Origin of the sequence: Lysinibacillus sp. OL1, assembly GCF_004332175.1 — a bacterium.
Lineage (GTDB): Bacteria > Bacillota > Bacilli > Bacillales_A > Planococcaceae > Lysinibacillus > Lysinibacillus capsici.
On sequence record NZ_SJDS01000024.1, the window covers coordinates 1 to 22,307 of the forward strand.

At 38.0% G+C, this 22,307-nt stretch carries 28 protein-coding genes; 4 read left to right on the forward strand and 24 right to left on the reverse strand.

What is annotated here, in order from left to right:
• Positions 1-123: 123 nt before the first annotated feature.
• Together EW028_RS23585 and EW028_RS23590 are read right to left on the reverse strand one after the other, a co-directional pair.
• A complete protein-coding gene (locus EW028_RS23585; RefSeq protein WP_131522644.1) occupies positions 124-1,383 on the reverse strand; it encodes a Y-family DNA polymerase in 1,260 nt (419 codons plus the stop codon).
• Complete coding sequence (locus EW028_RS23590) at positions 1,380-1,601, reverse strand: transcriptional regulator (RefSeq protein ID WP_131522645.1); 222 nt, start codon at positions 1,599-1,601, stop codon at positions 1,380-1,382. Before EW028_RS23590 ends, EW028_RS23585 begins: the two co-directional genes overlap by 4 nt.
• Positions 1,602-1,837: 236 nt before the next feature.
• Here EW028_RS23590 and EW028_RS23595 point away from each other — a divergent pair, with 236 nt between their 5' ends.
• The 4 genes from EW028_RS23595 to EW028_RS25440 all read left to right on the forward strand — a co-directional run bounded on the left by EW028_RS23595 (position 1,838) and on the right by EW028_RS25440 (position 3,943).
• Complete coding sequence (locus EW028_RS23595) at positions 1,838-2,218, forward strand: hypothetical protein (protein ID WP_193767460.1); 381 nt, start codon at positions 1,838-1,840, stop codon at positions 2,216-2,218.
• Positions 2,218-3,471, forward strand: a complete 1,254-nt coding sequence (locus EW028_RS23600) for a helix-turn-helix domain-containing protein (RefSeq protein WP_131522647.1) — start codon at positions 2,218-2,220, stop codon at positions 3,469-3,471. The genes EW028_RS23595 and EW028_RS23600 overlap by 1 nt, the downstream gene beginning before the upstream one ends.
• Positions 3,455-3,658, forward strand: coding sequence for a helix-turn-helix domain-containing protein (locus EW028_RS23605; RefSeq protein WP_131522648.1), 204 nt, complete (start codon positions 3,455-3,457; stop codon positions 3,656-3,658). The genes EW028_RS23600 and EW028_RS23605 overlap by 17 nt, the downstream gene beginning before the upstream one ends.
• A 108-nt stretch (positions 3,659-3,766) precedes the next feature.
• Positions 3,767-3,943: a hypothetical protein gene (locus tag EW028_RS25440; protein WP_193767461.1), complete on the forward strand. Its 177-nt coding sequence runs from the start codon at positions 3,767-3,769 to the stop codon at positions 3,941-3,943.
• A gap of 245 nt (positions 3,944-4,188) precedes the next feature.
• On the opposite strand, the gene EW028_RS23610 is transcribed toward EW028_RS25440, so the two are convergent.
• The 22 genes from EW028_RS23610 to EW028_RS23715 all read right to left on the reverse strand — a co-directional run bounded on the left by EW028_RS23610 (position 4,189) and on the right by EW028_RS23715 (position 21,820).
• Positions 4,189-4,893 (reverse strand): N-acetylmuramoyl-L-alanine amidase, encoded by a 705-nt coding sequence (locus tag EW028_RS23610; protein ID WP_131522649.1) that lies wholly within the window; start codon positions 4,891-4,893, stop codon positions 4,189-4,191.
• Entirely contained in the window at positions 4,890-5,153 is a 264-nt protein-coding gene (locus tag EW028_RS23615) for a phage holin (RefSeq protein ID WP_131522650.1), read from the reverse strand. The genes EW028_RS23610 and EW028_RS23615 overlap by 4 nt, the downstream gene beginning before the upstream one ends.
• A 1-nt stretch (position 5,154) precedes the next feature.
• On the reverse strand, positions 5,155-5,352 hold the full coding sequence (locus EW028_RS23620) for a hemolysin XhlA family protein (protein WP_131522651.1): 198 nt from the start codon (positions 5,350-5,352) through the stop codon (positions 5,155-5,157).
• Between the two features lie 97 nt (positions 5,353-5,449).
• Complete coding sequence (locus tag EW028_RS23625) at positions 5,450-5,647, reverse strand: sporulation protein Cse60 (protein ID WP_131522652.1); 198 nt, start codon at positions 5,645-5,647, stop codon at positions 5,450-5,452.
• Between the two features lie 85 nt (positions 5,648-5,732).
• A complete protein-coding gene (locus tag EW028_RS23630) occupies positions 5,733-6,866 on the reverse strand; it encodes a siphovirus ReqiPepy6 Gp37-like family protein (RefSeq protein WP_131522653.1) in 1,134 nt (377 codons plus the stop codon).
• Positions 6,867-6,895: 29 nt separating this feature from the next.
• The gene (locus tag EW028_RS23635; protein ID WP_131522654.1) at positions 6,896-7,213 is read right to left on the reverse strand and encodes a hypothetical protein; all 318 of its coding nucleotides are present in this window, start codon (positions 7,211-7,213) and stop codon (positions 6,896-6,898) included.
• Positions 7,214-7,296: 83 nt separating this feature from the next.
• On the reverse strand, positions 7,297-7,443 hold the full coding sequence (locus EW028_RS23640) for an XkdX family protein (RefSeq protein ID WP_131522655.1): 147 nt from the start codon (positions 7,441-7,443) through the stop codon (positions 7,297-7,299).
• Positions 7,443-7,832: a hypothetical protein gene (locus tag EW028_RS23645; protein ID WP_131522656.1), complete on the reverse strand. Its 390-nt coding sequence runs from the start codon at positions 7,830-7,832 to the stop codon at positions 7,443-7,445. Before EW028_RS23645 ends, EW028_RS23640 begins: the two co-directional genes overlap by 1 nt.
• Positions 7,833-7,841: 9 nt before the next feature.
• Positions 7,842-10,019, reverse strand: a complete 2,178-nt coding sequence (locus EW028_RS23650) for a phage tail protein (RefSeq protein ID WP_131522657.1) — start codon at positions 10,017-10,019, stop codon at positions 7,842-7,844.
• An 11-nt stretch (positions 10,020-10,030) separates the two neighbouring features.
• Positions 10,031-10,894 carry a phage tail family protein gene (locus tag EW028_RS23655; RefSeq protein WP_131522658.1) on the reverse strand — a complete coding sequence of 288 codons (864 nt, stop codon included), beginning with the start codon at positions 10,892-10,894 and terminating at the stop codon, positions 10,031-10,033.
• 19 nt (positions 10,895-10,913) lie between these two features.
• A complete protein-coding gene (locus EW028_RS23660; RefSeq protein ID WP_131522659.1) occupies positions 10,914-16,526 on the reverse strand; it encodes a hypothetical protein in 5,613 nt (1,870 codons plus the stop codon).
• 5 nt (positions 16,527-16,531) lie between these two features.
• Positions 16,532-16,816: a hypothetical protein gene (locus tag EW028_RS23665; RefSeq protein WP_193767462.1), complete on the reverse strand. Its 285-nt coding sequence runs from the start codon at positions 16,814-16,816 to the stop codon at positions 16,532-16,534.
• A gap of 62 nt (positions 16,817-16,878) precedes the next feature.
• A complete protein-coding gene (locus tag EW028_RS23670) occupies positions 16,879-17,352 on the reverse strand; it encodes a tail assembly chaperone (RefSeq protein ID WP_131522661.1) in 474 nt (157 codons plus the stop codon).
• A gap of 62 nt (positions 17,353-17,414) precedes the next feature.
• On the reverse strand, positions 17,415-17,945 hold the full coding sequence (locus EW028_RS23675; RefSeq protein WP_193767463.1) for a phage major tail protein, TP901-1 family: 531 nt from the start codon (positions 17,943-17,945) through the stop codon (positions 17,415-17,417).
• A 42-nt stretch (positions 17,946-17,987) separates the two neighbouring features.
• Positions 17,988-18,431 (reverse strand): DUF3168 domain-containing protein, encoded by a 444-nt coding sequence (locus EW028_RS23680; RefSeq protein ID WP_131522663.1) that lies wholly within the window; start codon positions 18,429-18,431, stop codon positions 17,988-17,990.
• Positions 18,428-18,844, reverse strand: a complete 417-nt coding sequence (locus EW028_RS23685; RefSeq protein ID WP_131522664.1) for an HK97-gp10 family putative phage morphogenesis protein — start codon at positions 18,842-18,844, stop codon at positions 18,428-18,430. Before EW028_RS23685 ends, EW028_RS23680 begins: the two co-directional genes overlap by 4 nt.
• On the reverse strand, positions 18,844-19,176 hold the full coding sequence (locus EW028_RS23690) for a phage head closure protein (RefSeq protein ID WP_193767464.1): 333 nt from the start codon (positions 19,174-19,176) through the stop codon (positions 18,844-18,846). The genes EW028_RS23685 and EW028_RS23690 overlap by 1 nt, the downstream gene beginning before the upstream one ends.
• Complete coding sequence (locus EW028_RS23695) at positions 19,154-19,504, reverse strand: head-tail connector protein (protein ID WP_145983811.1); 351 nt, start codon at positions 19,502-19,504, stop codon at positions 19,154-19,156. Before EW028_RS23695 ends, EW028_RS23690 begins: the two co-directional genes overlap by 23 nt.
• A gap of 9 nt (positions 19,505-19,513) precedes the next feature.
• Positions 19,514-19,705 (reverse strand): hypothetical protein, encoded by a 192-nt coding sequence (locus EW028_RS23700; protein ID WP_131522667.1) that lies wholly within the window; start codon positions 19,703-19,705, stop codon positions 19,514-19,516.
• 46 nt (positions 19,706-19,751) lie between these two features.
• Complete coding sequence (locus tag EW028_RS23705; protein ID WP_131522668.1) at positions 19,752-20,801, reverse strand: major capsid protein; 1,050 nt, start codon at positions 20,799-20,801, stop codon at positions 19,752-19,754.
• Positions 20,802-20,821: 20 nt separating this feature from the next.
• Positions 20,822-21,181: a hypothetical protein gene (locus tag EW028_RS23710; RefSeq protein ID WP_131522669.1), complete on the reverse strand. Its 360-nt coding sequence runs from the start codon at positions 21,179-21,181 to the stop codon at positions 20,822-20,824.
• Positions 21,182-21,196: 15 nt separating this feature from the next.
• Positions 21,197-21,820 carry a DUF4355 domain-containing protein gene (locus EW028_RS23715; RefSeq protein ID WP_193767465.1) on the reverse strand — a complete coding sequence of 208 codons (624 nt, stop codon included), beginning with the start codon at positions 21,818-21,820 and terminating at the stop codon, positions 21,197-21,199.
• Positions 21,821-22,307: the final 487 nt, after the last annotated feature.

Sequence of the window (22,307 nt, forward strand, 5' to 3'; positions counted from 1 at the left end):
ATAAACAACAATAAAAAAATAAGGTAGGATGTATCATTAAATACTATACATCCTACCTATAATTATACTATTGATTAAATATTACCTCTCTCTTTTATCATCAAATCACTCCTAAAATCACTCCTATGCTAAATGTCCGCCAACTAAACGATCACGGTTTATAGCTGTCCCTGCTCCAGTAAATGACACAGCACGTAATATTGCAGTTGATCCAAATTTATTTCTAATGGCGTCCATGGTAGGGCCAATCAGCTGTCTTTGTGGCTTTCGTTCATCAAACAAATCTAATTGGATACTGTGCTCGCGATCTAAATTGGAAATACGGACAGATAGCTGCCGAGCTGGCTCCCCTGCAAAATGCTCATCGAGTAATTCAATACAGACTTTATACATTTCAAGTGTTTCATTAGTAGGCATCCTTATTGTTTTAGAACGATGAAACCCTTTCGTCATAGCATTACGGCTATACGATAATCCTAAGCTAATGGTGCGGCCAACAAAACCTGCATCCCTTGCGCGTTTCATTACATCCTCACACATTTCAAGGAGTACTACTGATATTTCTTTTCGTGTGTGATAATCTCGCATTAGCATTTGACCTTTACCAAAGCTTAGTGATGGATTCTTGACTAAAGGTTCACCCAATTTTGATAAATCGATGCCCCAAGCATGATGATATAACTGATTGCCCATAACACCAAACTGCTTTTCTAATTCATCAAGATCTGTGTTAGCTAAACCTCCAACTGTTTGAATACCCATTTTATTAAGATTGGCTTCCATCTGCTTACCTATGCCCCACATTTCTGACAAGGGGCGTACAGGCCATAGTTTTTCGGGAATGTCTTCATACGTCCATCTAGCAAAGCCCGTTTTCTTAGCTTCTATGTCTAGCACTAATTTAGCCATAAGCATGTTAGGTCCCATACCAACCGCTGAAGGTACATTAAATTGATCAAGTATAGCTCGCTGAATTTCTTTGGCAGTTTCTTCAGCTGTGCCCCACAATTTTTCAGTGCCAGTCAGATCAACAAAGCTTTCATCCACACTATAAACATGGATAGCCTCTGGAGGAACATAGTTAGAAATCAGACGCGTAATGGCCATGGACATCTCTAGAAAAAAGGACATTTTTGGTTCAAACAACTTAATATCTGGATGCTTAGGAATTTCATAACGACGATTCCCTGTCTTAATTTTGAATCTTTCTTTCATGACTGGAGACGCAGCCAACACCACACTGCCTGCTTGACTAAAATTGCCGACAACTGCAATTGGGTCCTTCAGTATATCCAACCCTTCTAACATAGCGATACAGCTGGCATAGAAGCTTTTCATATCGATACAAATGATTGGTTTGTCAGGCATTCCTTCATAATTCATACAACGCCACGCTCCTTATAAACAACTGGAACAACAGCAAGAACACTACTGATTAAAAATGTACGCTTTGTTTGTCTCATGAAACAGAATGCTTGAAATGAATCGCCAACGATTTTTATAACCTTAACTCGCCTTTTTGTTACAGACCCATTTTTAGATACATACATCATGTTTACTAATTGATTACGCTGCATAGCTTTAACCAGTTGTTCTCTCATCAATGTTTCCTCCTAATACTTGAAATGTTCTTTTTATTACTTTATACAAGAACACTTGTTTGTATACATAATAGAACAGATGTTTGTATTTTGACAAGATAAAATTTCTGGAAATAAGAAAGGGTCTAAAACAAATAAAAAAATTTAACCTAATTAGGTTTACTTTATAACCTAGTTGGGTTATAATAGGATTAACAAAAGGGATAGTAAAGGAGATGGTAGTTATGAAAAACGTTATGACAATCGCATGGGAAATCGCTAAAGAAGGTGCAGTTAAATTCGGTGGTAAAGTAAAAGAATATTTCGCAGAAGCTCTTAAAATGGCTTGGTCTATCGTTAAACTAACTGCTTCTACTACAACTATTCAACTTGCTGAAGGCTCTCGCAAACACAAAACTTGGGTTGCTGAAATAGTTGGTTTAGATGCTAAATACGGTTTCAACCGCCAGTTCATCAACGGTCAAGAAGATGAGAACATTCGTGGCTTATTCTTTACTCTTGAAGAAGGAAAAGTGTACGACGTAAATTGTGCTCAACGTGGACGTGAATATGCAACTATCCGTAAGGGCAAAGTGGTTGAATTATCTCAAAATGAAGTGAAGGCGTTGTTTGCATAATGAGTCGCCAAAAATTAAATTTAACTGGGAAACGTTTTGGACGCTTAACTGTACTTGAGGAAACCACTAAGCGAGGTACACATAGATACTGGTTGTGTCAATGTGATTGTGGAAGCCCAACAAAGGAAATAAGACAAAGCCACTTGCAATCAGGCAAAACAATATCATGTGGGTGTGCATTAAAAGATGGAGATCATAAAGTTGATTTAACAGGACAAAGATTTGGTAAATTAACAGCAATAGCACCAACCAGTGAAAGAAAACATGGTAAAGTCATTTGGGAATGTAAGTGCAGCTGTGGAAATCCCAATCCTGTATTAGTACCCTCTACGTATTTAACAAATGGCGATACTCAATCCTGTGGTTGTTTAAAGAAGGAACAGGAGAAGATTAATTTTGTAGATGGTTATGATAAGGAGCGTGTGGATGGTGTTAACACTTCTCTCTTGTTAGCTAAATTACGTACTGATAGTTCGAGTGGAATAAAAGGTGTTTATTTTCATAAAGCTAGACAAAAATGGTATGCACAAATCACAGTAGGTGGGCAAACATACAGATCATCATTAGTTAATGACAAAGAAAGAGCAATTGATGCGAGAATAGAATTAGAGCATCAATATCATATGCCTTATTTAAATAAAAAAGAAACTCTTCGTAAAGACATTGAACCTGGAACACGATTCGGAAAATTATCAGTTATAGACAAATCTTATACCAAAGAGAAAAACAAACGGACATATTATTATTACAAATGCATATGTGATTGCGGCAATACAAAAGATGTTGAACATTATCAACTCTTAAATGGGTTTTCAAAATCTTGTGGTTGTTCAAAAAAAGCATATAATATTGGTGCCGTTTTTGGTGATTGGGAAATCGTTGAAGAAATAGACAATAAAACTCGTCTTTGTAGATGTAATAAATGCGGTTATACAAGGTCATATAAAACTGGTACTTTGTATCATAATCCAACATGTGAACACAAAGTTAATGTTTCCGAAATAGATAAGTATATGACGCTAGGAGAAGCTGTGAGTCGTTGGGGAATAACTAGCGATAGACTTAAAGATCGTATAAAAGTGGCTCGTAAAAACAGAACATTAGAAACATTTATCAATAAAGGTTGGGCTAAGTATTCTGTTGGCGATGGTAGTAAGCAAGGAACTTGGATATTATCTACGATGCTAATGGAGTATTGGTATGGGGCTGAGCCAATCAAGGAGGCGAAAGACGAAGATGAAAACAATAAATGATTATATGACAATTGCTGAGGCTGCGGATCGCTATGGTGTAAACCAGCAGACTTTAAAAAATAAACTTAAACCTTCAGTTGTTGGTCAAGATAAAATAGATAGATGGGTAAAAGATGAACTTATTCGATTATCTGCTACAACATGGATTGTCACATCAGATTTTATGGAACAAGTCGTAAAAAAATAAACCAAACTTAACCCGTTTAGGTTGATTTTTTTAACCTAAATAGGTTATTATTAATTTAACAACAAAGAGTAAAACCCAGCCAAAATAAACACACAGGAGGAATGGAAAATGAAATTAGTTTATGTACACAGTGAATCGGATGTTGAAGTAATTGCTAAGATTGTGTCAAACCACTCAATTAGTGTTGAAGAAGCAATCGAGTTATCTGGAGTAAACATGGATGTTTACGCTGAAGAGCAAGGGTGGGAAGGTTACGACTATAACGCACTAAAAGTGATAGCATAATTTACAATGCCCAGGCTCAAACTAATGAGTACCTGGGCATTTATTGAATAAAAACATAAATATTGGTATATTACAATGAACAAGTAATTATTGATCACTATAATGGAAAGGAAGGTTTAAAACATATGAAAGATTTGATTTGCCAAGTGGCGATTTTAATTACACGGAAAAACCTGAAAAATCGGAAAAAGTAATAGTAATATTAACGACCAAGGTGGCAAGTTTAGCTATTTTGGTCTTTGTCTTTATCTTTTAATCTCATACAACTTTGTTGTTTTGCTTTCGTTGTTATAAACGAGCTTCAGCCCCAACAAATCAGCAATCTCACGCACTTGCACATACGTCCTATTGTCTTTAATAATTGCAGGAATGATTTTACAATCATTAAGCATAACTTTAGCTTCTGTAAATTGCGCCCCTTTTACTTCTTCCAAGCCATTTAAAATGTCTAGCTTGAATTGTGCCTCGGAGATTCCCATACTCGCTAAATAGGCGAATGGATCAACATGTGTTGTACCGCCTAAAGTATTCGTGATCCATCGATGTGACTTGATACCATTTCCACTGCCATCTAATACAATAGGTATTCCAGCCTCTTTTGCTAACTCTCTCAACAACCAAATATAAGCAGCATAGTCCTTCTTGAATTGTTCCTTGTCATTAGTTCGAGCCAATTCTACTTGGGCATAGCTAAGTGGATTCCCCTTAGGACCACAACCGTATTGCACACGATTAACTGGAGCAATTTGTACGATACGTCCACCACCTCCTACCCAGTGGGAGGTAAATGCATTGGCTTTATTTCGATTCATATAGGCAATTTCATTTTCTAATGCATCAGGGCCGCAATTATTTGGGTTTCCTGACTCATGAGCAATTACATACTTTACAGCCGATAAAGCATAGTTTGGCAATCCTGACATCAAACGTTTTTCAATTTCATAAGTCATTTATCATCTTCCTTTCGAGGTGCATCATATTTAAGCGCCTGGGTACTGTCAGAAGTACCAACAGTAGTCGGATCAATAATAATACCAAACAAGCCTAAAATGCTTAATACAGTCTCTGAAATGGCTGTAATTTGAGCGTTGTAAATCGTAATATCAACATTAAAAATGCCGGCTATTTGATTAGCGAGCACAAGTAATAATGCGATTAATGATACCCAAAAGAGCTTATGTTGAAGACGTACTTTCCAGTTAATTTTCATATTAAATCATTCCTCCTTTTATAATAAAGGTCAACAATGCTCCCACTAGTCCACCAATAACTAATCTTAAAATCCAAGTTGTATTATCTTTAATTCCGCCTATATCCTCGCGAATTTCCTTAATATTTGATTCAGCAACAGCCAGACGCGTTTTTACATCAGTCATGTCATTTTCTAATCTTCCCATTCGTTGCTCCATGTGAATCACCTCATCAATAAAAATAGCACTGCTCGGCACAGTGCATTGCTGGTTCTTGTAATATAAAAAGCACTCCCGAAGGAATGCTTTAACTTATCTAGTCTTTGTAACGAATTAGCACAGAATATTCAACGCATGGATAAACACCGAACTCAGTATGAGTGGCAATAGCAGTAGGTGTAGGTGCATATTGAATGCTGATAATTTGTTCATCCGAAACGCTTTCTAAAAATTCATTTACCTCTTGTTCAAATTTAATTTGGCTTTCATTCGCTATTAATTTTACTTTACTCAAATTTATTACCTCCTTTTACCTACAACTTTTCGACAAAAGGTAATGATTCCCTTCTTTTACAGACAAATTACTTGGTTATTTGTGTCTATTTTTTCAACTCGTACTTCAATGCATCAATTTCACGCCTCATCTTGCTAATAAAGGTAGGCTTATCATTATCAAACACGACCTCAACTTTTCGCATGCCGTACTCACAAATCACTTTAGCTGCAGTAATTCGGGTATCCATGGTCACACCCCAACCTTTATCACGAACCGTGACCATATCGCCTACGCTGTAATCTTCATCATATATAAGTCGTGATGTAGTCAATATCTGGCCACCTAAGTAAACTTCCTGAGCATGTTCGGCCAGCTTTTCATTACCTCGCTTGACTAGTCCAGCATTAGTAGTTAAATCACGTGCATCAACAAACATTTCATATCGATCTTTTCCAACAGCTTCACCGATTTGAACTATTTTTCTATAGATGCCCTCACCCTGCCCTGCAACGATGGCAAAATTCTTATATTCCAGATCACTTTCGGTGTATTCGAGTGATTCAATCGTTTCAAATTCTGTACTGAAGATGGCCTGTGGCAATCCGACTTGATTAGCTACTAAATTACGCCCTTCATTTATCACAAATACGAACTGTTTATTTTGAAGGTCAAGCTCTATGTTCCAACCTAATCCATGAAGTTCTGATAGTTCTTTGAGCTTTTCATTTAAAGGGTCATAGCGTGCTTTTTCTTCAATTTCTGGACCTCGATTTTGATTATCAGCTAGCACAAGGTTAGGGAATACACGGTTAGGATCAACTGGATTAATCATTTGCGTGTCAACAAAATGCCGCATGACTGTTTCTACATCACCAGTAACCTCTTCATGCGCTTTTTCTGGTGCTGGATAAATTAAGCGTTGTGATGTAAAGGTTTTAAGTGATAAAGCTTTAATTCGCCAATTCTCTGTTTGTTTGCCGTTTTCATCTAACTCAATTTCACGGTGACGAATAATATAGGCTTGGTCCAATCGGTTATATGGAAAGACGATGTTACCCTTTATCAGCTTATCAGCATGCTGCAGGTAACGGTTGATTTGTAGCTCTAATTCTCCAATGTCAGACCAGGAGATACCTATCTGTACTGATGAGTATTGATCAACTTCACCAAGTAAATTAAAATCATCATCAATGATTCTTAGTGGAATGTTTAGCAATGTGATCACCTTCTTTTGCATAATAAAAAGCACCCTACGATGAGAGTGCCTTACTTTATCTTAATTGAACTGTTTTTAGATTTTTGCTCCAACAAATTCAATATTTCATCTAATACAGCCATATTGAACGAAGCATGTGGAACAAACGGTGCAATTGTACTTAAGTTGGGTTCATAATAATCATATGAATCAATCGTAATACCACCGAATTGCCTTAAATGATTCATATCAACTATATCATTTGAAAAATCCGAAACAATTTGGTTAAAAACCATATTTCTTGTTTCAGCATTTTCAAATCTATAAGATTTACTCTCACTTACTTTTCCATCTGCATAATCTAAATTGATTTGATATTCTACATACATTTTTCTCACCATCCTCTTGTCTATAATAATTCGACAAAAGGGTTTATTTACCTTTGAATTCAGACAAAAAAATAACGCTAGCTTTATGCTGCGTCTACGTAATCAATACCTGTTATAGTTTCATACTGATCGACAGTAATCATTGCTGCTTTTACAAAAATCTTTAAACTCTCGTCATTGTAAGATGGATGTTTTGTGTCATAATATCTTTTTACAGTTGCATACCACATTATAAATTACCTCCCATTTTTAGCATGGCTACTTCCATAAGCAGCTCGCCTTGCGTTTTTTCAAGCTCTACAATCCGCACCTTATCTGCTGCATTCTCCAATAAAGCAACGCCTAACGCTTCATTTATTTGACCATACTTTTCATCCTCAGTGAGTGGTGCGTCAACATACTCGTAGTATGTTTCTTTAGTTACAGCATTAACATAGAGTACATCTAATTTTCCTACAACGTATTTTGGTTCTGGTAAGTTGTCTACCAACACACCTACTTGCTCTAATTCTTCCTTTGTTTTGCCAAGCCCAACGTTTACATCAAACGGTCTATAATGCCTACCTCCTACCCTGTACACATCACCACTTACATGAACAAGTCCACTTAAATAAACCATCTAAACACCTCATTGTTCTAATATTTTATATTTAGGTTTTATAAAAGATAGTCTACCTTGACTACCACTTTCGCCAATACCTATAGCTTTACCATCTCTAGCAGGTGCTATTTTTGTTGATATAGACGGTGTTTCACCCCATATAGAAGTAGTTTTACTAAGATAATCATAAGTATCGGGGTCAAAATAAAACATCCCGAAATCATCAAAATATACCAATGAACCTCCAAAATAACCAATAGAATTATAATTGACAGCATTGGATAATGGTACATTTCTTGTAACTTTACTGGATATTATTTCACCTGAATCTTTATCAAATTTAGTAAAATATACAGTATCAAGGTTACCATTAACAACGTGCATCACTACAGGATGTCTACCCTTACCAGTTGTTATTTTGATGTTAATTGTACTAGCAGGTTCATACATAGCCCAACCAGTTTTTTCCCATACTTGAACTAAATCAAAGTTCAACTTTTTTACTCTTCTTTGAGTATCTATGATGTACACTGCTTGGTCCTCTACATTAACACAGTATTCTACTAAATCACCTGAAATAATATGGTTAAATGTTTTTATAATTGCACCATCTGAAGTACGAACTTTATATATGTTTTTAATATCACGAATGAATACATGCCCTGCATTATCTGAAACATCTTCATTAGATAAGTTAAATGCTTTGTTGTATGATGCACCCATAGTAATATAATAAACTCTATCTTGTCCTTTATTAATATACTTTGCTATTGTAGATACTCCTACCGAATAAAAAGCTGAATCATCTGTTTCAACATACAAACCTAACGTATTTGCAATTCCTGCAATGTTAGTCTGACTAAAACCATTATTTAGTTCATAGTAAGCACCTACTGCTGTACCATTAACATTATTAGTCACTTTTACTGCTGAGTTAGTGCCAACAAAAACACCATTAATTGCTACAGCAGTAGTTATAGCATAAGATTCTGAAATGTCCCTAATTTCGTTTAATCCCTCTAAAATGTTTGGTATATCTTGACCACTCCCATCACCCTGTAAGATAAAATTTCCATTATTGTACCTCACTGTACAAATACTATTCGCTCGTAACGCTCCTGCTTTTAATTGTTCACCCTTTGAATTAATAACTGGTTTTACTCCTAATCCGTTAACATTTAATGTTACAGGGCCAGTGTTGTCTACAGTATTAGCAAATGCAATGCCCATGCCCATAACTAGTGACGTTGGTGCAGGTGTAAGGGTGATAGTTTTTGCATCTGCTTCTGAAGTTACGCCAAACCTAACATGACTTGTAAAATCATCTGCATGGGTTGTTAGCGTGTCATTTACCTGTTTAACTGCTCTAGGTGTAACTGCTTCAGTGGTTGATTCACTACTTACAGAATCAACTATTTTTACATGTCCAGGTGTCGAAGTAGTTGCTGTTTTGTTTTCATGAGCCTCAAAACCTTGTTCTAGCGTTGTAATTTTAGCAGCTAATGTTGCTGCAATATCACCATCTAAAATATTTTGAATCGATGCAAACCAAGCGTCAAAATTCGCTTTTTCCTGTGCTTGCCAAGCATCAAAATTTGCCATCTCCTGCAACTGCCACGCTATTACTTCTGCTTCCACCCCATCCTTTATTGAATTAAACCAAAGATCCCATTGTTGTTGGAACACACTAGTTGGGACACTAATGAGTGAATAAACAATGCCACATAGATCCTCATCCATCCGTTCATCCACGAGATTTAGCTGTTCTAGTGAAGCTGTATTTGCCATTACCCTAATTTGTGCCAATGATATTTCATATACGTAATTGTCGCGTTGCAAAGTAGGCGCAACTGGATTTTCAGCTGACACCCCTTCTTTTACAAACAGCCTAATGTATCGTGCATTATTCCGTTTATCCAATCTCAAAACAATACGGTCAATCCGATCAACATCTGGTTCTGGCAACCCATGTGTTAAAAAAAGTGGCGTTGTATTTTTGTATTGGTACCCCTGCATTAATGCTTTACCCGGTTCTATAATTGTCTGCATGGTACCATGGTTTACCTTCACTAATAGATTGGGTGTTCCGTCTTTATGAAGCAAGCCACTAGATAGTACATCTCCAAAGTAATCTGCAAAATCACTCGCATAATGCCAACGCTCATCTCCTGGTGCACTATTAAAAAACTTAAATATTTCAGCCACATGTATCCCTCCTATACTGCGTTGTAGCGCTTGTGGTAGCTAATGTTTACGATTGCCCCCTGTACATCATTGTCAGCTGTATAACTAATGTCGTTTTCACCTAGCTGCAACTTAAAAAATACACTGTCTAAATCGAGCCAGTTGATAACATCTCTGCGAGATCCACCCTCATCGACAAACTCAACAGACTTCGTGCCTGGTGTTGTATCAATCACCATCTTTTCACCTTCGGCGAGCGTTTGATTTACTTTAATGAATTCACCTGTTGTTACGTTTTCGATTTTAGGGTTATCTGCTGGTCCGAAAAACTCAATGTACAACGGTGCCGCAACATCCCCATCATTGTTAATGATACGTCTGTCACGCTGCATACCCATTTGAAACGGGCCACTAAAAGGAAACTGGAACAATGGTTGAAAGGCTGGCTCTTCATCGATTTTAAGACTGCGCCAATATGGATCAGGTGCGACAAAATTAATCATACTTTTTTGTAATGTTTTAGCTCTCCCGTCACCATCAGGAAAAGCTGGTACACTTGATGCAACTACTAAAATCTCTCGTACTAAATAATCATTTTCATAAAGTAAGGTGCCAGGGCCTAACTTCGGGTTAACAATACGTGCAACTTCTGTTCTTCGCCTTGATACAGTTTCATATCCACCTTCATCAAATGCATTTACGATAAGAAATGTAATATCTATCGAACGTTCATCCAGCAGTACATCTATTAATGTACTACCGTCCTCATAGGGTACTTTTTGTGTTTGGAGATTAGCTGACACATCTCCCAAACCCTCAATATTTTGCAAATAAAAAGGAGGACCGCCAAATGTGACGGACTCTCCAAAGCGATTTGTGTATGTGACTGTCTCCACTAAGCGACCTCTCCTTTAATTAATTGTAAGCCATTTGTTGCGCTACTTTTTTCAATTGTCGTGCGTTTTCTGCTGGACTTAGCGGTGTTGGTGAATGTAAGTGTACTTCTTGGTGTACTTCCTTACCTTTGGAAGTTTGTTCTGCTGCACCATTTACTTCTACATCAACCTTAACCTTATGTTCAATCTCTGTTTGGATTGCATCGATGGCACCACTGATATCGTTGATAATATCACTAACTTCTACATGAGGCTGAATCCACTCGGCTACTCTTTCAGCAGCTTTTATGGCATCCGATTTCATGTCTGCAAGACCAATAATAATGCCTTTTATGAGATTATGACCCACGAACTTTTTACCCCAACGACTTGGACTATGGATATCAAGGGCATCCTGAATTGTTTTCTTAATTGCCTCAGCAATTGCTTGGGCTTGCGCAAGTAAAGCAGGTGTCATTTCAGATAGCCCTTGCTGCATGCCTTTGATCACATTACCACCAATCTCAGGCATATCAGCAACCATGGAATTAAACTCGTCTTTTGTACCCTCTCTGATTTCTGACACAGCTGCTTGCCATTCTGCCGCATACATATCAAGTTGAGCCGCTGTAGATTCGCGTAATGCTTGTATTTGTGCTTCTGTATCCAACCTCATTTGTTCATGTTCAGATATCGATTGCGTGTGAGCAAGTTCGGATTTTTCTTTCCAAAGCGCTGTGTACTCTGCAAGTTCAGCTTCACTTAATCCGTTGAGTGCTGCAATTTCTGACGCTGCTTTAGGACCCATGGCTTGTAATTCTGCTAATAACCCTTTATCCAATCCTTTTGCTGTTAATGACTGAAGATCAGACATCCAGTCCTTAAAGGCATCATTTTGACCACGTAAATTACTAATTAATTCTTGACCTGATACTTCTGATTTTTCACTAACTGCATCAAATAATCCAACAGTACTGTACAGTGACTGCTTACGTGATGAGACAGCATCTTCATAAGCTTTATTTAAAGCAGCTTCACCATCGATCAGTTTTTGGTTAGCATCTTGTATCTTTTTCAAATAGTCATCGTTGATCTTCACAAGCTCGTTATGGATAGCCTTTTTTGCTTCAACAATCTTTTCTTCGTAGTAGATGCGTTCCTCTGTTCCTTCTGCATAGTTTGCTAAGAAATTTTGATACGCTTCTAATTCATCAGCAAGTGACATTGTGTTGAATTTCTTACGCTGTTCTACATAAGCTTTTTCTACTTCGAATCGCTCTTTAAGACTTTCTTCAATTACAGCTAATTGCTCTTTATAAGCAGCCGTGACTTCATCGATTTGCTCTGTAACTTGAGAATATTGATCATACGCATCGCCAACCTCAAAAGAATGACCGCCTTGTGCTGCATTTACTGCGTCAATATATTCGTATAGAGCTTTTTCTCTCTCTTTATTTAATACGGCCATTTGCTTGTTGTAATCTTCTTCAATCTTAATGCGTTCATCAGCAGAATGTTCGCTTAATTCAACCAACTTATCGTGTAAACTGCCAATTGTATCAAGCGTAGCGTTCAGTTGATTAGTTGGAACCTTTGGTACAAACCACTGAGACATATTAAGCGTTGCTTTAAGCGCTAAAGACTTCATGCTCTCTATACCAACAATAACCCCTTTTACGACATTGACCCCTATCAGATCTCGTGTCAGGCGTGAGGGCGAGTGGATGTCTAAAGCCGATTGCATCGTCGTAGCAATGGATGTAGCTATTTCCCGCGCTTTAGCCTCTAAAGGCCCTTGCATACTAGATAGTCCATTTAAAAGCCCTTGTCCGGCTTGTCTACCAATTTCCGGTAATGAGGAGAAACCGTCACTAGTAGCTTCTGTGATTCCTTTAACAGCTGCAGTCCATTCCTTGTGAAGGTTATCTAGCTCTATCTCAGCATTTTCAGTCATGGAAGCTATAATTAATTGCGTGCTATCTTTTAATCCTTTGAACTCGGCCTCAGCTTGTGTACGAGCAAGTTCGCCCATTTCTTGATACATATCACTGTACTGTTTAAGCTCATGCTCAGATAAAGAATTAAGCGCTTTTAACTCACCAAGTGCTGCTGGACCCATTTGACGTAATTCTTCAAGTAGCCCCTTGTCAATAGCCTTTTCGGATAGCTTTTCTACTTCAGCCTGCCAAGCTTTAAATCCGTCGACCTGAGACTTTAGGTTATTAAGAAGATCATTACCTGATCTATCAATCTTTACTTCAAACGCTTCAAAGATTCCGCCAAGATTACGTAAAGACTTTTCACGATCTTTAACCGCATCTTCATAAACTTTTGTTAGCTTCTCTTCTTCTTCTTTCAGATTCTTATTAACTTCGCTGATTCTACTGGAATACGTTTCGTTAATAGTAGCAAGCTCTTCGCTTACAGCTTTCAAGGCATTCTTGTACTGAATTTGCGCTTTGATTTTAGCAGTAGTGCCATCAGTAAACGTCTTGAGCGCTTCTTCCCACAATCTAGCTTCTTGCGCGTTGCTAATTAACTCTAACTCTCGTTTACCTTCGATAAAGCTTTTCACTGAGTCTAATCGAGCTGTGTCGGCTTTTTCCTGAATGGCTTTAATCTTTTCAGCGTATTTTTCTTGAGCAGCAATAGATTTGGCTGCTGCATCTGCCTCTAGCTTTTTGATATGCGCTAGATCAGCTGCAGTTAACTTACGCTTAGCAGCCTGTGCTTTCAGATGGATTTGCTGTATGCTGTACGCTTTGTCTGTTTCGATCTTCGCAAGTTTAGTAGCATTTTCCTTGGTTAACTTTTCGACTTGGGCATTTGAATTGTCAACAGTTTTTAGTATGACATTGACCATTTCAACCATGGCTTTTTCTAGAGCTGGCGAACGACCTTCTACGCCAACCAAAATGCCATTTACAACATCAGCCCCTGGCCCAATCATCTCGCGCGCGGGCGAGTGAATTCCAAGCAATTTCTTAAATTTTTCTGGTATAGCATTAGCAATTTCGGATATTTTCGACTTAACACTATCCATCATACTGCTTATACCATTTACAAGGCCTTGAATAATATAGCGTCCTATTGAATGTAGATTAACGCTTTCTAAGAACGATTTGGCCTTGTTCCAGCCGTTCACAACAGCCGTTTTTACATTATCCATCGCTGTCGTAACAGTTGTTTTAAATCCGTTCCAAATCTTATCTATGACTGATTTAATACCATTAAGGATAGATGTCGTCGCTGTTTTAATTCCTGTCCAAATGCTTTTCACAACATTAGCAATAGCATTTAAAATGCTTGAAATAACATTCTTAATTCCATTCCATACAGAACGTACAAGACCCGAAATACTCGTAAATAAATTATCTAAGAATGTCGCGATACTTCTCCAAATATTCGTGAAAACAGATTTAATGCCGTTTAACACCGTTGTGAAGAAGCTTTTGATACTGTTCCAAACTGACGTTATTGTTGACTTCATGCTATTGAAAACAGAAGTAACCAAACTTTTTAATGTATTTAAAGTATTTGTAAAGATACCTTTAATTGCTGTCCATACACCTTGTAAAAACGTCTTAGCTGTTGAACCAAATGCCTTTAATGGTCCTAGTAATTTACCTACGAAATAGAGATTAACAACACCCCATACAGCTTGTAGTGCACCATTAAGTATTTGTTTAATACCATCCCATACGCCTTTCCAGTCACCTTGGAATAATGATGAGAAGGTTTGAATGATTCCTAGGATTACCTTAGTTACTCCGTTAATGACGTTCTTAATTGCTTCCCAAGTGGAAACAATAATCGCTTTTACGACTGGCCATATAAACTGCATAATTGCACCGATTGCAGACATAACTGTTGTTATAACATTCCCAATAGCTTTCCACACAGTGGATGCAGTAGATTTAATGCTTTCTTGGTTCTCATTCCAGAATGAGGTGATTTGTGACCAGACCGATGAAATTAAGCTTCCTACTGCTGTAACAGCTGTTGAGATAGCTGTTTTAATCGCTGCCCAAACTGTTTGCACCTGACTACGGAATGTTTCGTTTGTATTGTATAAACCTACAAAAATTGCTATTAAGCCAGTGACCACACCAATTACAATGCCTACATTACTTGTTATGATTCCAAGTGCTGGACCTAATGCTGGAATTACTCTAGTTGCAAGATTTGCAATTGTAGTACCCAAAGTATTCAGCCTTGGTAAAAATGCAATAAATGACGATCCAACCTTTGTTATAGCTGGAATCAAACCTTTAAATAATGTCCCAAATGCAATGATGTTAGGTACTAATGCAAGTAAAATACCGCCGAATGAGATAAATCCTGCTATCAGGACACCAATCGTACGATTACCTTCCATCAAACTATTAGCAAACTCTAAAAACTTATTTGCTAGGTTGATAATGGTTGCACCAAGAGGAGCCATACCAATCCCGAGGTTTACTAAGAATTTAGTTAAGTTTCCAATCAAACTCATTACACTAGGTGCTGTTTGATGTACATAATCAATAAACTGTTGGAATCCTTGGCTTTGACTTAATGTAGCAGACCACTCTTTAAATCTAGCCATCATCGAAACTAGACCATCCATCATACCTTGTGATGATCCAGCAAATGCGCTGAAGAAATAAATAACCCCTGCTGTTGCATCACGGAATATCGCTCGAACCTTCGGCATATTCGTCGCAACATAATCCATGAATGATTGGAATTTTGCGCTATCACTTAAGCCATTTGCCCATTCAGCAAAACGTGCTGTCATCGCTTCAAACCCTTTTGCAGTACTCGCACTTAATGGAGCAAAAGCAGTTAACATGGATAGTAAACCTTTAAATAAGTTGCCAAAAGAGCGACTAAACGTTTCGAGCATTGTAGCCCCACTAGTATTAAGGTAATCCAAGAACTTTTGAATTGGTGGCGTAGCTATCGCTTTATTAAGTTGGTCCATTAAGTTTGCCACTGCTTGAGCACTAGACAAAAACAGTGGTCTTAATTTAGTAAGTAATGCATCAGTAAATTGCATTGCACTTGTAAAAGCTTGTAAGACAGGTTTTTCTGTCTCAGTAACTAGCGATTGATATGTTTTTTTCATGTTGTCAAAAGAGGCTTTAGCACTCTTTTGCACTGAATTTAACTGTGCATTTTCATCAAACAACTTCTTGATTGTTGGTATTGCTACAGCTGCAAATGCTCCTGCTGCTGCACCTGCCGCTGTAAACGCGCCTACTAGTGCAAATGCTGAACCTGCTGTTACTCCTAACATGACACCCAAGTTAGCAATTGCAACCCCAACATTTGCAATAATAGGCACAATTGCTGGTAAGACAGCGATTAACGAACCTGATATCGTATGTTGTGCCAATTCACCAAAAGCTCGTAAATTAGAAGCTATTCGTTGAATCTTTCTTTGGAAATCTTCAATCCTAGCCTCAATTTTTATGACGACTCGCTCTCGAATTAAAGTAGCTATACGTGCACGGATTTCAGCCATACGACGATTAAATTCGGATACATCTGCACCGATATCAACACGTACATCATTGGCCGTTGTACGAATCGTATTTTGCACTTGGCGCATTCGAGCCATAAACTCTGTAATACGTGCACCAATCCGCGCTGAAAAATTACCGTTCATCTATCTCACCCTTTCTTACTTAAGTTTTCAGCCCACTTCTTCATAGCTTCTTGAGCTTTAGCATGACGTGTTGTATCGATTTTCTTTGATTCTTTCCATGCTTTATCTCCACCAGTGATGCGATCACGTGCTGATTTTGCATCGAATAAATCCTTCTCGATTCGTAGCTTTTTCTTGTTAGCAGCTATGCGATTAAATACAGCCATGCGAGCCATGTTGTCATAGTTGTCAACGACCTGCAGTAAAGCACCTTTTTTAAAAGCTTTGTACTCGTTAGGTGTCCAAGACATGATTAAGTCGACATCATACAAATTCATGTGCTGAGCAACGTCTGTTAGGACTTCGAACCATTCTAATCCTGCGACTCGTTTGCTTCGTTCAACAGCTCCGCCTTCGCGTCTAGGAGAATTTGAATGCCCTGAGCGTTCTCTGCCTTTTCCTTGTCTGTGCCTGTCGTTTTGAATAGTTCTAAGTTCTTCCAAAACGTCTTCGCATCTCGTTTGAAAAAACCCGATGCATCGATTTCACGAAACGCCTCCCTAAACAGCTCCTCTGTGCCACCATCGTTTTCTATGCGATCTTCGATAGCTGTTTCAATATCTTTGATTGTCGGTCGACCTTTAGAGCCAAGATGAGCCAGACCACAATCCCAAAATGCTTTTAATGCATCAATATCAAACTGTAATAAGCCTGTATAGATGTAGTTAAAGCCGCCTACTTCATTGCCCTTGTCATCTTTTTGGTTGTAGTTTTTATCCGCTAGATTTTTAAAAGCAAATCCGAATTTCGCCTCTTGTTGTGTACCTGCAATCGTTAATGTAGCCATGTGTTATAGCCTCCTAAGTAATTTTTTAATTAGAAAAAGCACTCACTATGGAGTGCTCGTTATTAAGATCCTTCTGGTGTTTGTTCTGTTTGTTCACTACCGAATTCACCCGATTTTTGTCCAGGTGTTTCGAAGCCGTATGTCGCAAACTCAATTACCTCCTGTGGTAATTTAGGTAGTTTACCTTGCTGTGATTTCCCGATAACTTGGAGTGTTGCAGAGATCTCTTGGAAACCGTCACCTGGTGAAGACTTTTCCACTGATTCAACTAACGTGTAGGCAAAGATTGCATCGTGAGTATCATCTTCATTTACTGCCAAATCAACTTCCCACACTTTTAATTGTTTCTCGTTTCGGATTGCATCAAGAATTGCCTTTTGTCCAGGATCCTTTTTATCTCCATAAGCTGAGATTTCAAATGATTCACTTGATTGGCCGTACGCTAAGATACGACCAAATTTCGTTTGCTCATCTACTAATTCACTCTCAAGTGAGTAACTATTTTCAGTAAGATTTCCGATTAAAAAACCGTCTGAACCAAGTGCTGCGTCTGCTAATTGTACGAGTAAGACCGTGTCTTTACCGTTTTGCATAAGTGTTTTCCCTCCTAAAATAAAACAGCCCATTTAGGACTGTCAGATGTTTTGTACTTTATATTGAATTGTTAAAATGCCATGCTTCACACCAGGGCTATTATCATCTATAACGCGTGAATCACGTCTCGTAACACTTAATACCCTTCCATTAGGAATCATGTAATTATGAATCATTAAAGCCTGCTGGCAAGCTGATAGCATTTCATACGTCTTACGCTTACCGCTGTAATCATCGTTATCCTTCCACCATGTGTGGATTGTAAAAGTTATGGTTTCGATATTGCTTGTTTTGGTATCAAATGGGCTCGTATAAGGCTCCGAGATTGCCACGTATGGATAAGGTGTATTCTCGTCTACTGCATCATAAACACCAAGATCATCTTCATCTTTTCTAGTGATGGCCGTTAGTGCTTCACATGCAGTTAACTTTTGAAAAATAGCTTTTTGAAGTTCAAAGAAAGGCAAGGCATAGTAATTACTCATAAGCCCAATCGCCTCATTTCTGTTTTAAAATATTCTTGTCCTGCATCAACTGCTGGGCCCCAGAATTGTTGAGCTTTCATCCCTTCTGTTGTTACATAACGCCCTAGCTTTGTGCTGAAATATGTCCATGGTGTTCTGCGGCCATTTCCATTTTGAGCATAGATACCAGTACCGTACTCGACGTATATAGCGTAATGAACGCCAACTGTAACAACAGCATTGTATTTCCCAAGCATCTTCATCTCAATTGAGTCTCGCAAACTACCATCATCAACAGGAGCTAGAGCCTTGGCCAGTGTTTGTATAAGCCGTGCTGTCTCATAAACAATATCTGATATCTTATCCAGTAGCCCTTCTTCAAATCTACGTGCAGCTCTCATTAATTGACGACCTGAATAAGTAATCCTAGCCATTATTCAGTCACCAACTTTAATGCCACACGCATGATTTCGTGTTGACCACCCTGGTCCTCAGCACGACCTGCGAATGCATATATTTCACCTTCATAGCGTAATCGCATGCTAGAAGTTAAATCGGTTCGATATGGATAGTACATATAGCGTTCTAACGGATTACCAAGTTGTTGAGCGTAATACTGCTCTTTACTAGATGGTGTATCCACAAATGCAGCAAAGTCATCTACTGGATGCCAATCTGTTTTAAAGCCACCAGCACCATCAGATATACGCTTTTTCTCCACCACTTCAACTGTATGAGGAAATTCATCGAACGGGCTGAAATACATGAAATTTCGCCTTTCTGCATGCATCATAAGGCTTTAGTAAATCAGTTAAAGCACTAGGTAATGTCCCAAAGTCGAAGGTATAAGAAACGGTTCCCATGGATCTCCCTTTTAAAGCACCATTCCCAGAGAAAAAGTTAGTTGCTTTTGCTAGGAAAATTTTTAAAGCACTTGGCAAAGTGGTAGGTGTAAACTTTTGGCACAATTGATTGTTAAGCATATCGAGCACTAATGGCAACATAACTTTGTAAAATTCATCATTTGTTGAAGATTTGTCACCACAAATAACCTTGTAATACTTAATCTCTTCATCTGTAGGTGTCCAAGTCATCACGATCACCTACTCCGCATTTTCTGATTGAACAGTTTGTTTTGTTTGACGTTTCGGCTTGGTTTCTTCAAAGCTTGCTACAAGTTCCTTTGTCTGTAGTTCTTCAAATAAATCATCAGAAACATTTTCAGCAACTTCCCTAACCTTTAAATGTTTACCATTTACCTTTGCGTTTTTGGCTAATGTAACGTTGTAAGGCATAATATTTCCCTCCTTAAAATAAAAAGAGATAGCTCTTTGCTATCCCTTAAATAGTTGCTACTTTTGCGATAAATACTTTATCTGCTTGTTCAAATGATGGTAATGCGATTTGAGAAACGATTGTTTGAACGTTTACTGGATGCACAATTTTGTTCGTTGTTACTGCTACACCAGTATTAACAATTGAAACATCAGCATCTGTTACACCAGTCATTAGATCGCTTTCCTCTGGTGTTGTTCCATACATTGTCTTACCTAGAGCACCTGGAGGCAGTAATGTTACAACGCCATCTGGGAAGTAAGATTTTGTAATGCTGTGCTCGTCGACAAACATATCATCGTAAATAGCAAACTGCATGTTTGTTTTACGAGATAAATAGTTTAATACATCTTCATCAGTTAAGATGATGTTTTGCGCACCTAGTGGATTCATATCTTTCTTAATCGAATCATGATTTGCAATTAACGCAAACGTAGCACTCGTTAAGATAGCGCGTGTTGGTTCTGTACCTGTACGCTTACGCACAGCCTTCTTCCAAGCCAAAATATCTTGTACTGGCGTGGAAGTAGCTTGATCCCATGTATCAGTACCAGTCAATGTTTCGAATTGATCTGCTGCAAGTTTGTAATCATACGTATGATATGCACCTTCTGATGCAATTTGGATTTTACCCTCTGATAATAATTGCATACGCATACGTTCTGTTGTCGCTTCCGCACCATCTACAAGTGTTTTCATGTCATCAAAAACAAATTTAATGACTGCATCAGCCATTTTCGTTTGTCCACCTTGTAATAGTGTGTTGATTTGCTGACGTTCTTTTTCTTTAACTATCATTCTTTCACGGAAGAATGGCATTTCAGTTTGAATAGCAGAAACTCCAATGCGATCACGGACAGGTGCTTGTGCATCAAATGCAGATGACTTTAAAGCTACTGGCAATCCAGCTCGTCCTTTTAAATACGATAAATCTAGTCCTAATTGTTTGTCAGCTGGGAATAAAGCTGCGCCCAACGCTGGCTTCTTGTTTAAATTTGTTGTAACGATAAAATCAGCAATGTTACCAGCTGTCACTAAATCATAAATTGTTGGCATACTCTTTCACTCTCCTAATCTTATTTCATGAATGTAATTTGTTTTAATGCACCAATTGCCTCTGCAGATGGCTGTACTGGAAGTTTTGCTAAATCAACAAAACCATGGATTACTACTGCCCCAACTGCTGGACCATAGGTAACATCAACATCATATCGACTTACACCTTCTGCTGTAGCATCGTTTGCTGCCTTTGCTTTCACTGAACGATCAGCAAGCATGCCTCCACCAACAATCGTTCCAGCAGGAACAATCTTCTTACCATCAGCATTCGCTGTAATTCCTGTATCATCAAATGTAGCTGTCATTGAGACATGATGATCAGGGTACTTCAAGATCTCTTTACCACTTGCATAATCTGTAACTACAAATTTCCCCATTATCACTCACTCCTGTTATTTGAAATAATGTCCTTGTGCTTCCTCTGCTTGCTGCGTTACTTCAGTACCTTGAGCTAACTTCGAGCCATAAGAAGGTTCATTTCCTTCTGTATGACTGCCACCTCCAGGATTGCGAGCAGAACCTTTCATACGCTCTTCTACACTTGCTTGGACAAATGCATCGAAGTCTGTTTTAAACTCGTCTAAAAACGTATTTGTAGCCGTTTCATCAGATGCTAAAAACTTGTCAGCGTACTTAGTTGCAAATTTCGCATCATAACCTTTTTCAGTCATGTACTTGATTGCACTTTCACGTAAAGCAGCTCGCTGTTCCTTCTGTTCGTTTTGCTGTAGTTTCTCTTCAAGTTCACGAATACGTTTTTGTTCCGGCGTTTCTTGAGGATTTCGCTTTGATACTTCCTCATCGATTAATCCTTGTAGGTGGTTAGATTTCCATGTTTCTAAAGCTGTATTGTAGTGTTTATCCTTCTCGGAATCTAACTCACTTTTAATTGCTGCGTTCGCTGTTGCTGCCGTTAATACGTCACCTTTCTCCAACGATTTGAAAATATGCTGAACGAAAGCCGACTTGTCACCAGCCTCAACGAGTGTTTTTAATTCTTCAAAATTGACTTGCATGTGTTTTCCTCCTGTCCTTCGCACACTTACGCCCACGAAACACTTTGTCATTTGTTCTTTATAGCGTTACAAATGCTTTAAAAAGACATATTTTCAACATCGTGTTTTAAGATGTTTTGAAAAATGGATTCTTGAAGGTTTCCGCTGTTTCTCTATCCACTTGTAAGAAATGACTTAGATTTGCATCATTAAATGATGCAACCAATACGTCTTTGTTGTAGAAATCCACAAAATTATCGTGCTTACAAACATCAGTTACATCTTCTACAGAAATGCTTACATTAGTTTTAAGACATACAAGGTAATACACTGTGTACTTCACCTCCTTTTAGACAAAATAAAAAGCCGTATGACTACGACTAAAATTACTCCAAATTTCATCTAGACTTACATTATTTAGTTAACTATCATAAAAATGAGGTGATACTTTGTCAGGCATTTTTAAATACACAAAATATATTCTTATGTTTATTTCTGCAATTCAGTT

Coding starts and splice junctions, on each gene's coding strand:
- EW028_RS23615 (WP_131522650.1), bottom strand. CDS start 5,153: ATGAAAATTAACTGGAAAGTACGTCTTCAACATAAGCTCTTTTGGGTA.
- EW028_RS23610 (WP_131522649.1), bottom strand. CDS start 4,893: ATGACTTATGAAATTGAAAAACGTTTGATGTCAGGATTGCCAAACTAT.
- EW028_RS23715 (WP_193767465.1), bottom strand. CDS start 21,820: ATGCAAGTCAATTTTGAAGAATTAAAAACACTCGTTGAGGCTGGTGAC.
- EW028_RS23680 (WP_131522663.1), bottom strand. CDS start 18,431: ATGAGTAATTACTATGCCTTGCCTTTCTTTGAACTTCAAAAAGCTATT.
- EW028_RS23595 (WP_193767460.1), top strand. CDS start 1,838: ATGACAATCGCATGGGAAATCGCTAAAGAAGGTGCAGTTAAATTCGGT.
- EW028_RS23635 (WP_131522654.1), bottom strand. CDS start 7,213: ATGTATGTAGAATATCAAATCAATTTAGATTATGCAGATGGAAAAGTA.
- EW028_RS23645 (WP_131522656.1), bottom strand. CDS start 7,832: ATGGTTTATTTAAGTGGACTTGTTCATGTAAGTGGTGATGTGTACAGG.
- EW028_RS23665 (WP_193767462.1), bottom strand. CDS start 16,816: ATGTCTTGGACACCTAACGAGTACAAAGCTTTTAAAAAAGGTGCTTTA.
- EW028_RS23630 (WP_131522653.1), bottom strand. CDS start 6,866: ATGCAAAAGAAGGTGATCACATTGCTAAACATTCCACTAAGAATCATT.
- EW028_RS25440 (WP_193767461.1), top strand. CDS start 3,767: ATGAAATTAGTTTATGTACACAGTGAATCGGATGTTGAAGTAATTGCT.
- EW028_RS23620 (WP_131522651.1), bottom strand. CDS start 5,352: ATGGAGCAACGAATGGGAAGATTAGAAAATGACATGACTGATGTAAAA.
- EW028_RS23670 (WP_131522661.1), bottom strand. CDS start 17,352: ATGGCTACATTAACGATTGCAGGTACACAACAAGAGGCGAAATTCGGA.
- EW028_RS23605 (WP_131522648.1), top strand. CDS start 3,455: ATGAAAACAATAAATGATTATATGACAATTGCTGAGGCTGCGGATCGC.
- EW028_RS23695 (WP_145983811.1), bottom strand. CDS start 19,504: ATGACTTGGACACCTACAGATGAAGAGATTAAGTATTACAAGGTTATT.
- EW028_RS23640 (WP_131522655.1), bottom strand. CDS start 7,443: ATGTGGTATGCAACTGTAAAAAGATATTATGACACAAAACATCCATCT.
- EW028_RS23710 (WP_131522669.1), bottom strand. CDS start 21,181: ATGGGGAAATTTGTAGTTACAGATTATGCAAGTGGTAAAGAGATCTTG.
- EW028_RS23600 (WP_131522647.1), top strand. CDS start 2,218: ATGAGTCGCCAAAAATTAAATTTAACTGGGAAACGTTTTGGACGCTTA.
- EW028_RS23700 (WP_131522667.1), bottom strand. CDS start 19,705: ATGCCTTACAACGTTACATTAGCCAAAAACGCAAAGGTAAATGGTAAA.
- EW028_RS23705 (WP_131522668.1), bottom strand. CDS start 20,801: ATGCCAACAATTTATGATTTAGTGACAGCTGGTAACATTGCTGATTTT.
- EW028_RS23590 (WP_131522645.1), bottom strand. CDS start 1,601: ATGAGAGAACAACTGGTTAAAGCTATGCAGCGTAATCAATTAGTAAAC.
- EW028_RS23660 (WP_131522659.1), bottom strand. CDS start 16,526: ATGAACGGTAATTTTTCAGCGCGGATTGGTGCACGTATTACAGAGTTT.
- EW028_RS23690 (WP_193767464.1), bottom strand. CDS start 19,176: ATGTATTTCAGCCCGTTCGATGAATTTCCTCATACAGTTGAAGTGGTG.
- EW028_RS23675 (WP_193767463.1), bottom strand. CDS start 17,945: ATGCAAAACGGTAAAGACACGGTCTTACTCGTACAATTAGCAGACGCA.
- EW028_RS23585 (WP_131522644.1), bottom strand. CDS start 1,383: ATGAATTATGAAGGAATGCCTGACAAACCAATCATTTGTATCGATATG.
- EW028_RS23685 (WP_131522664.1), bottom strand. CDS start 18,844: ATGGCTAGGATTACTTATTCAGGTCGTCAATTAATGAGAGCTGCACGT.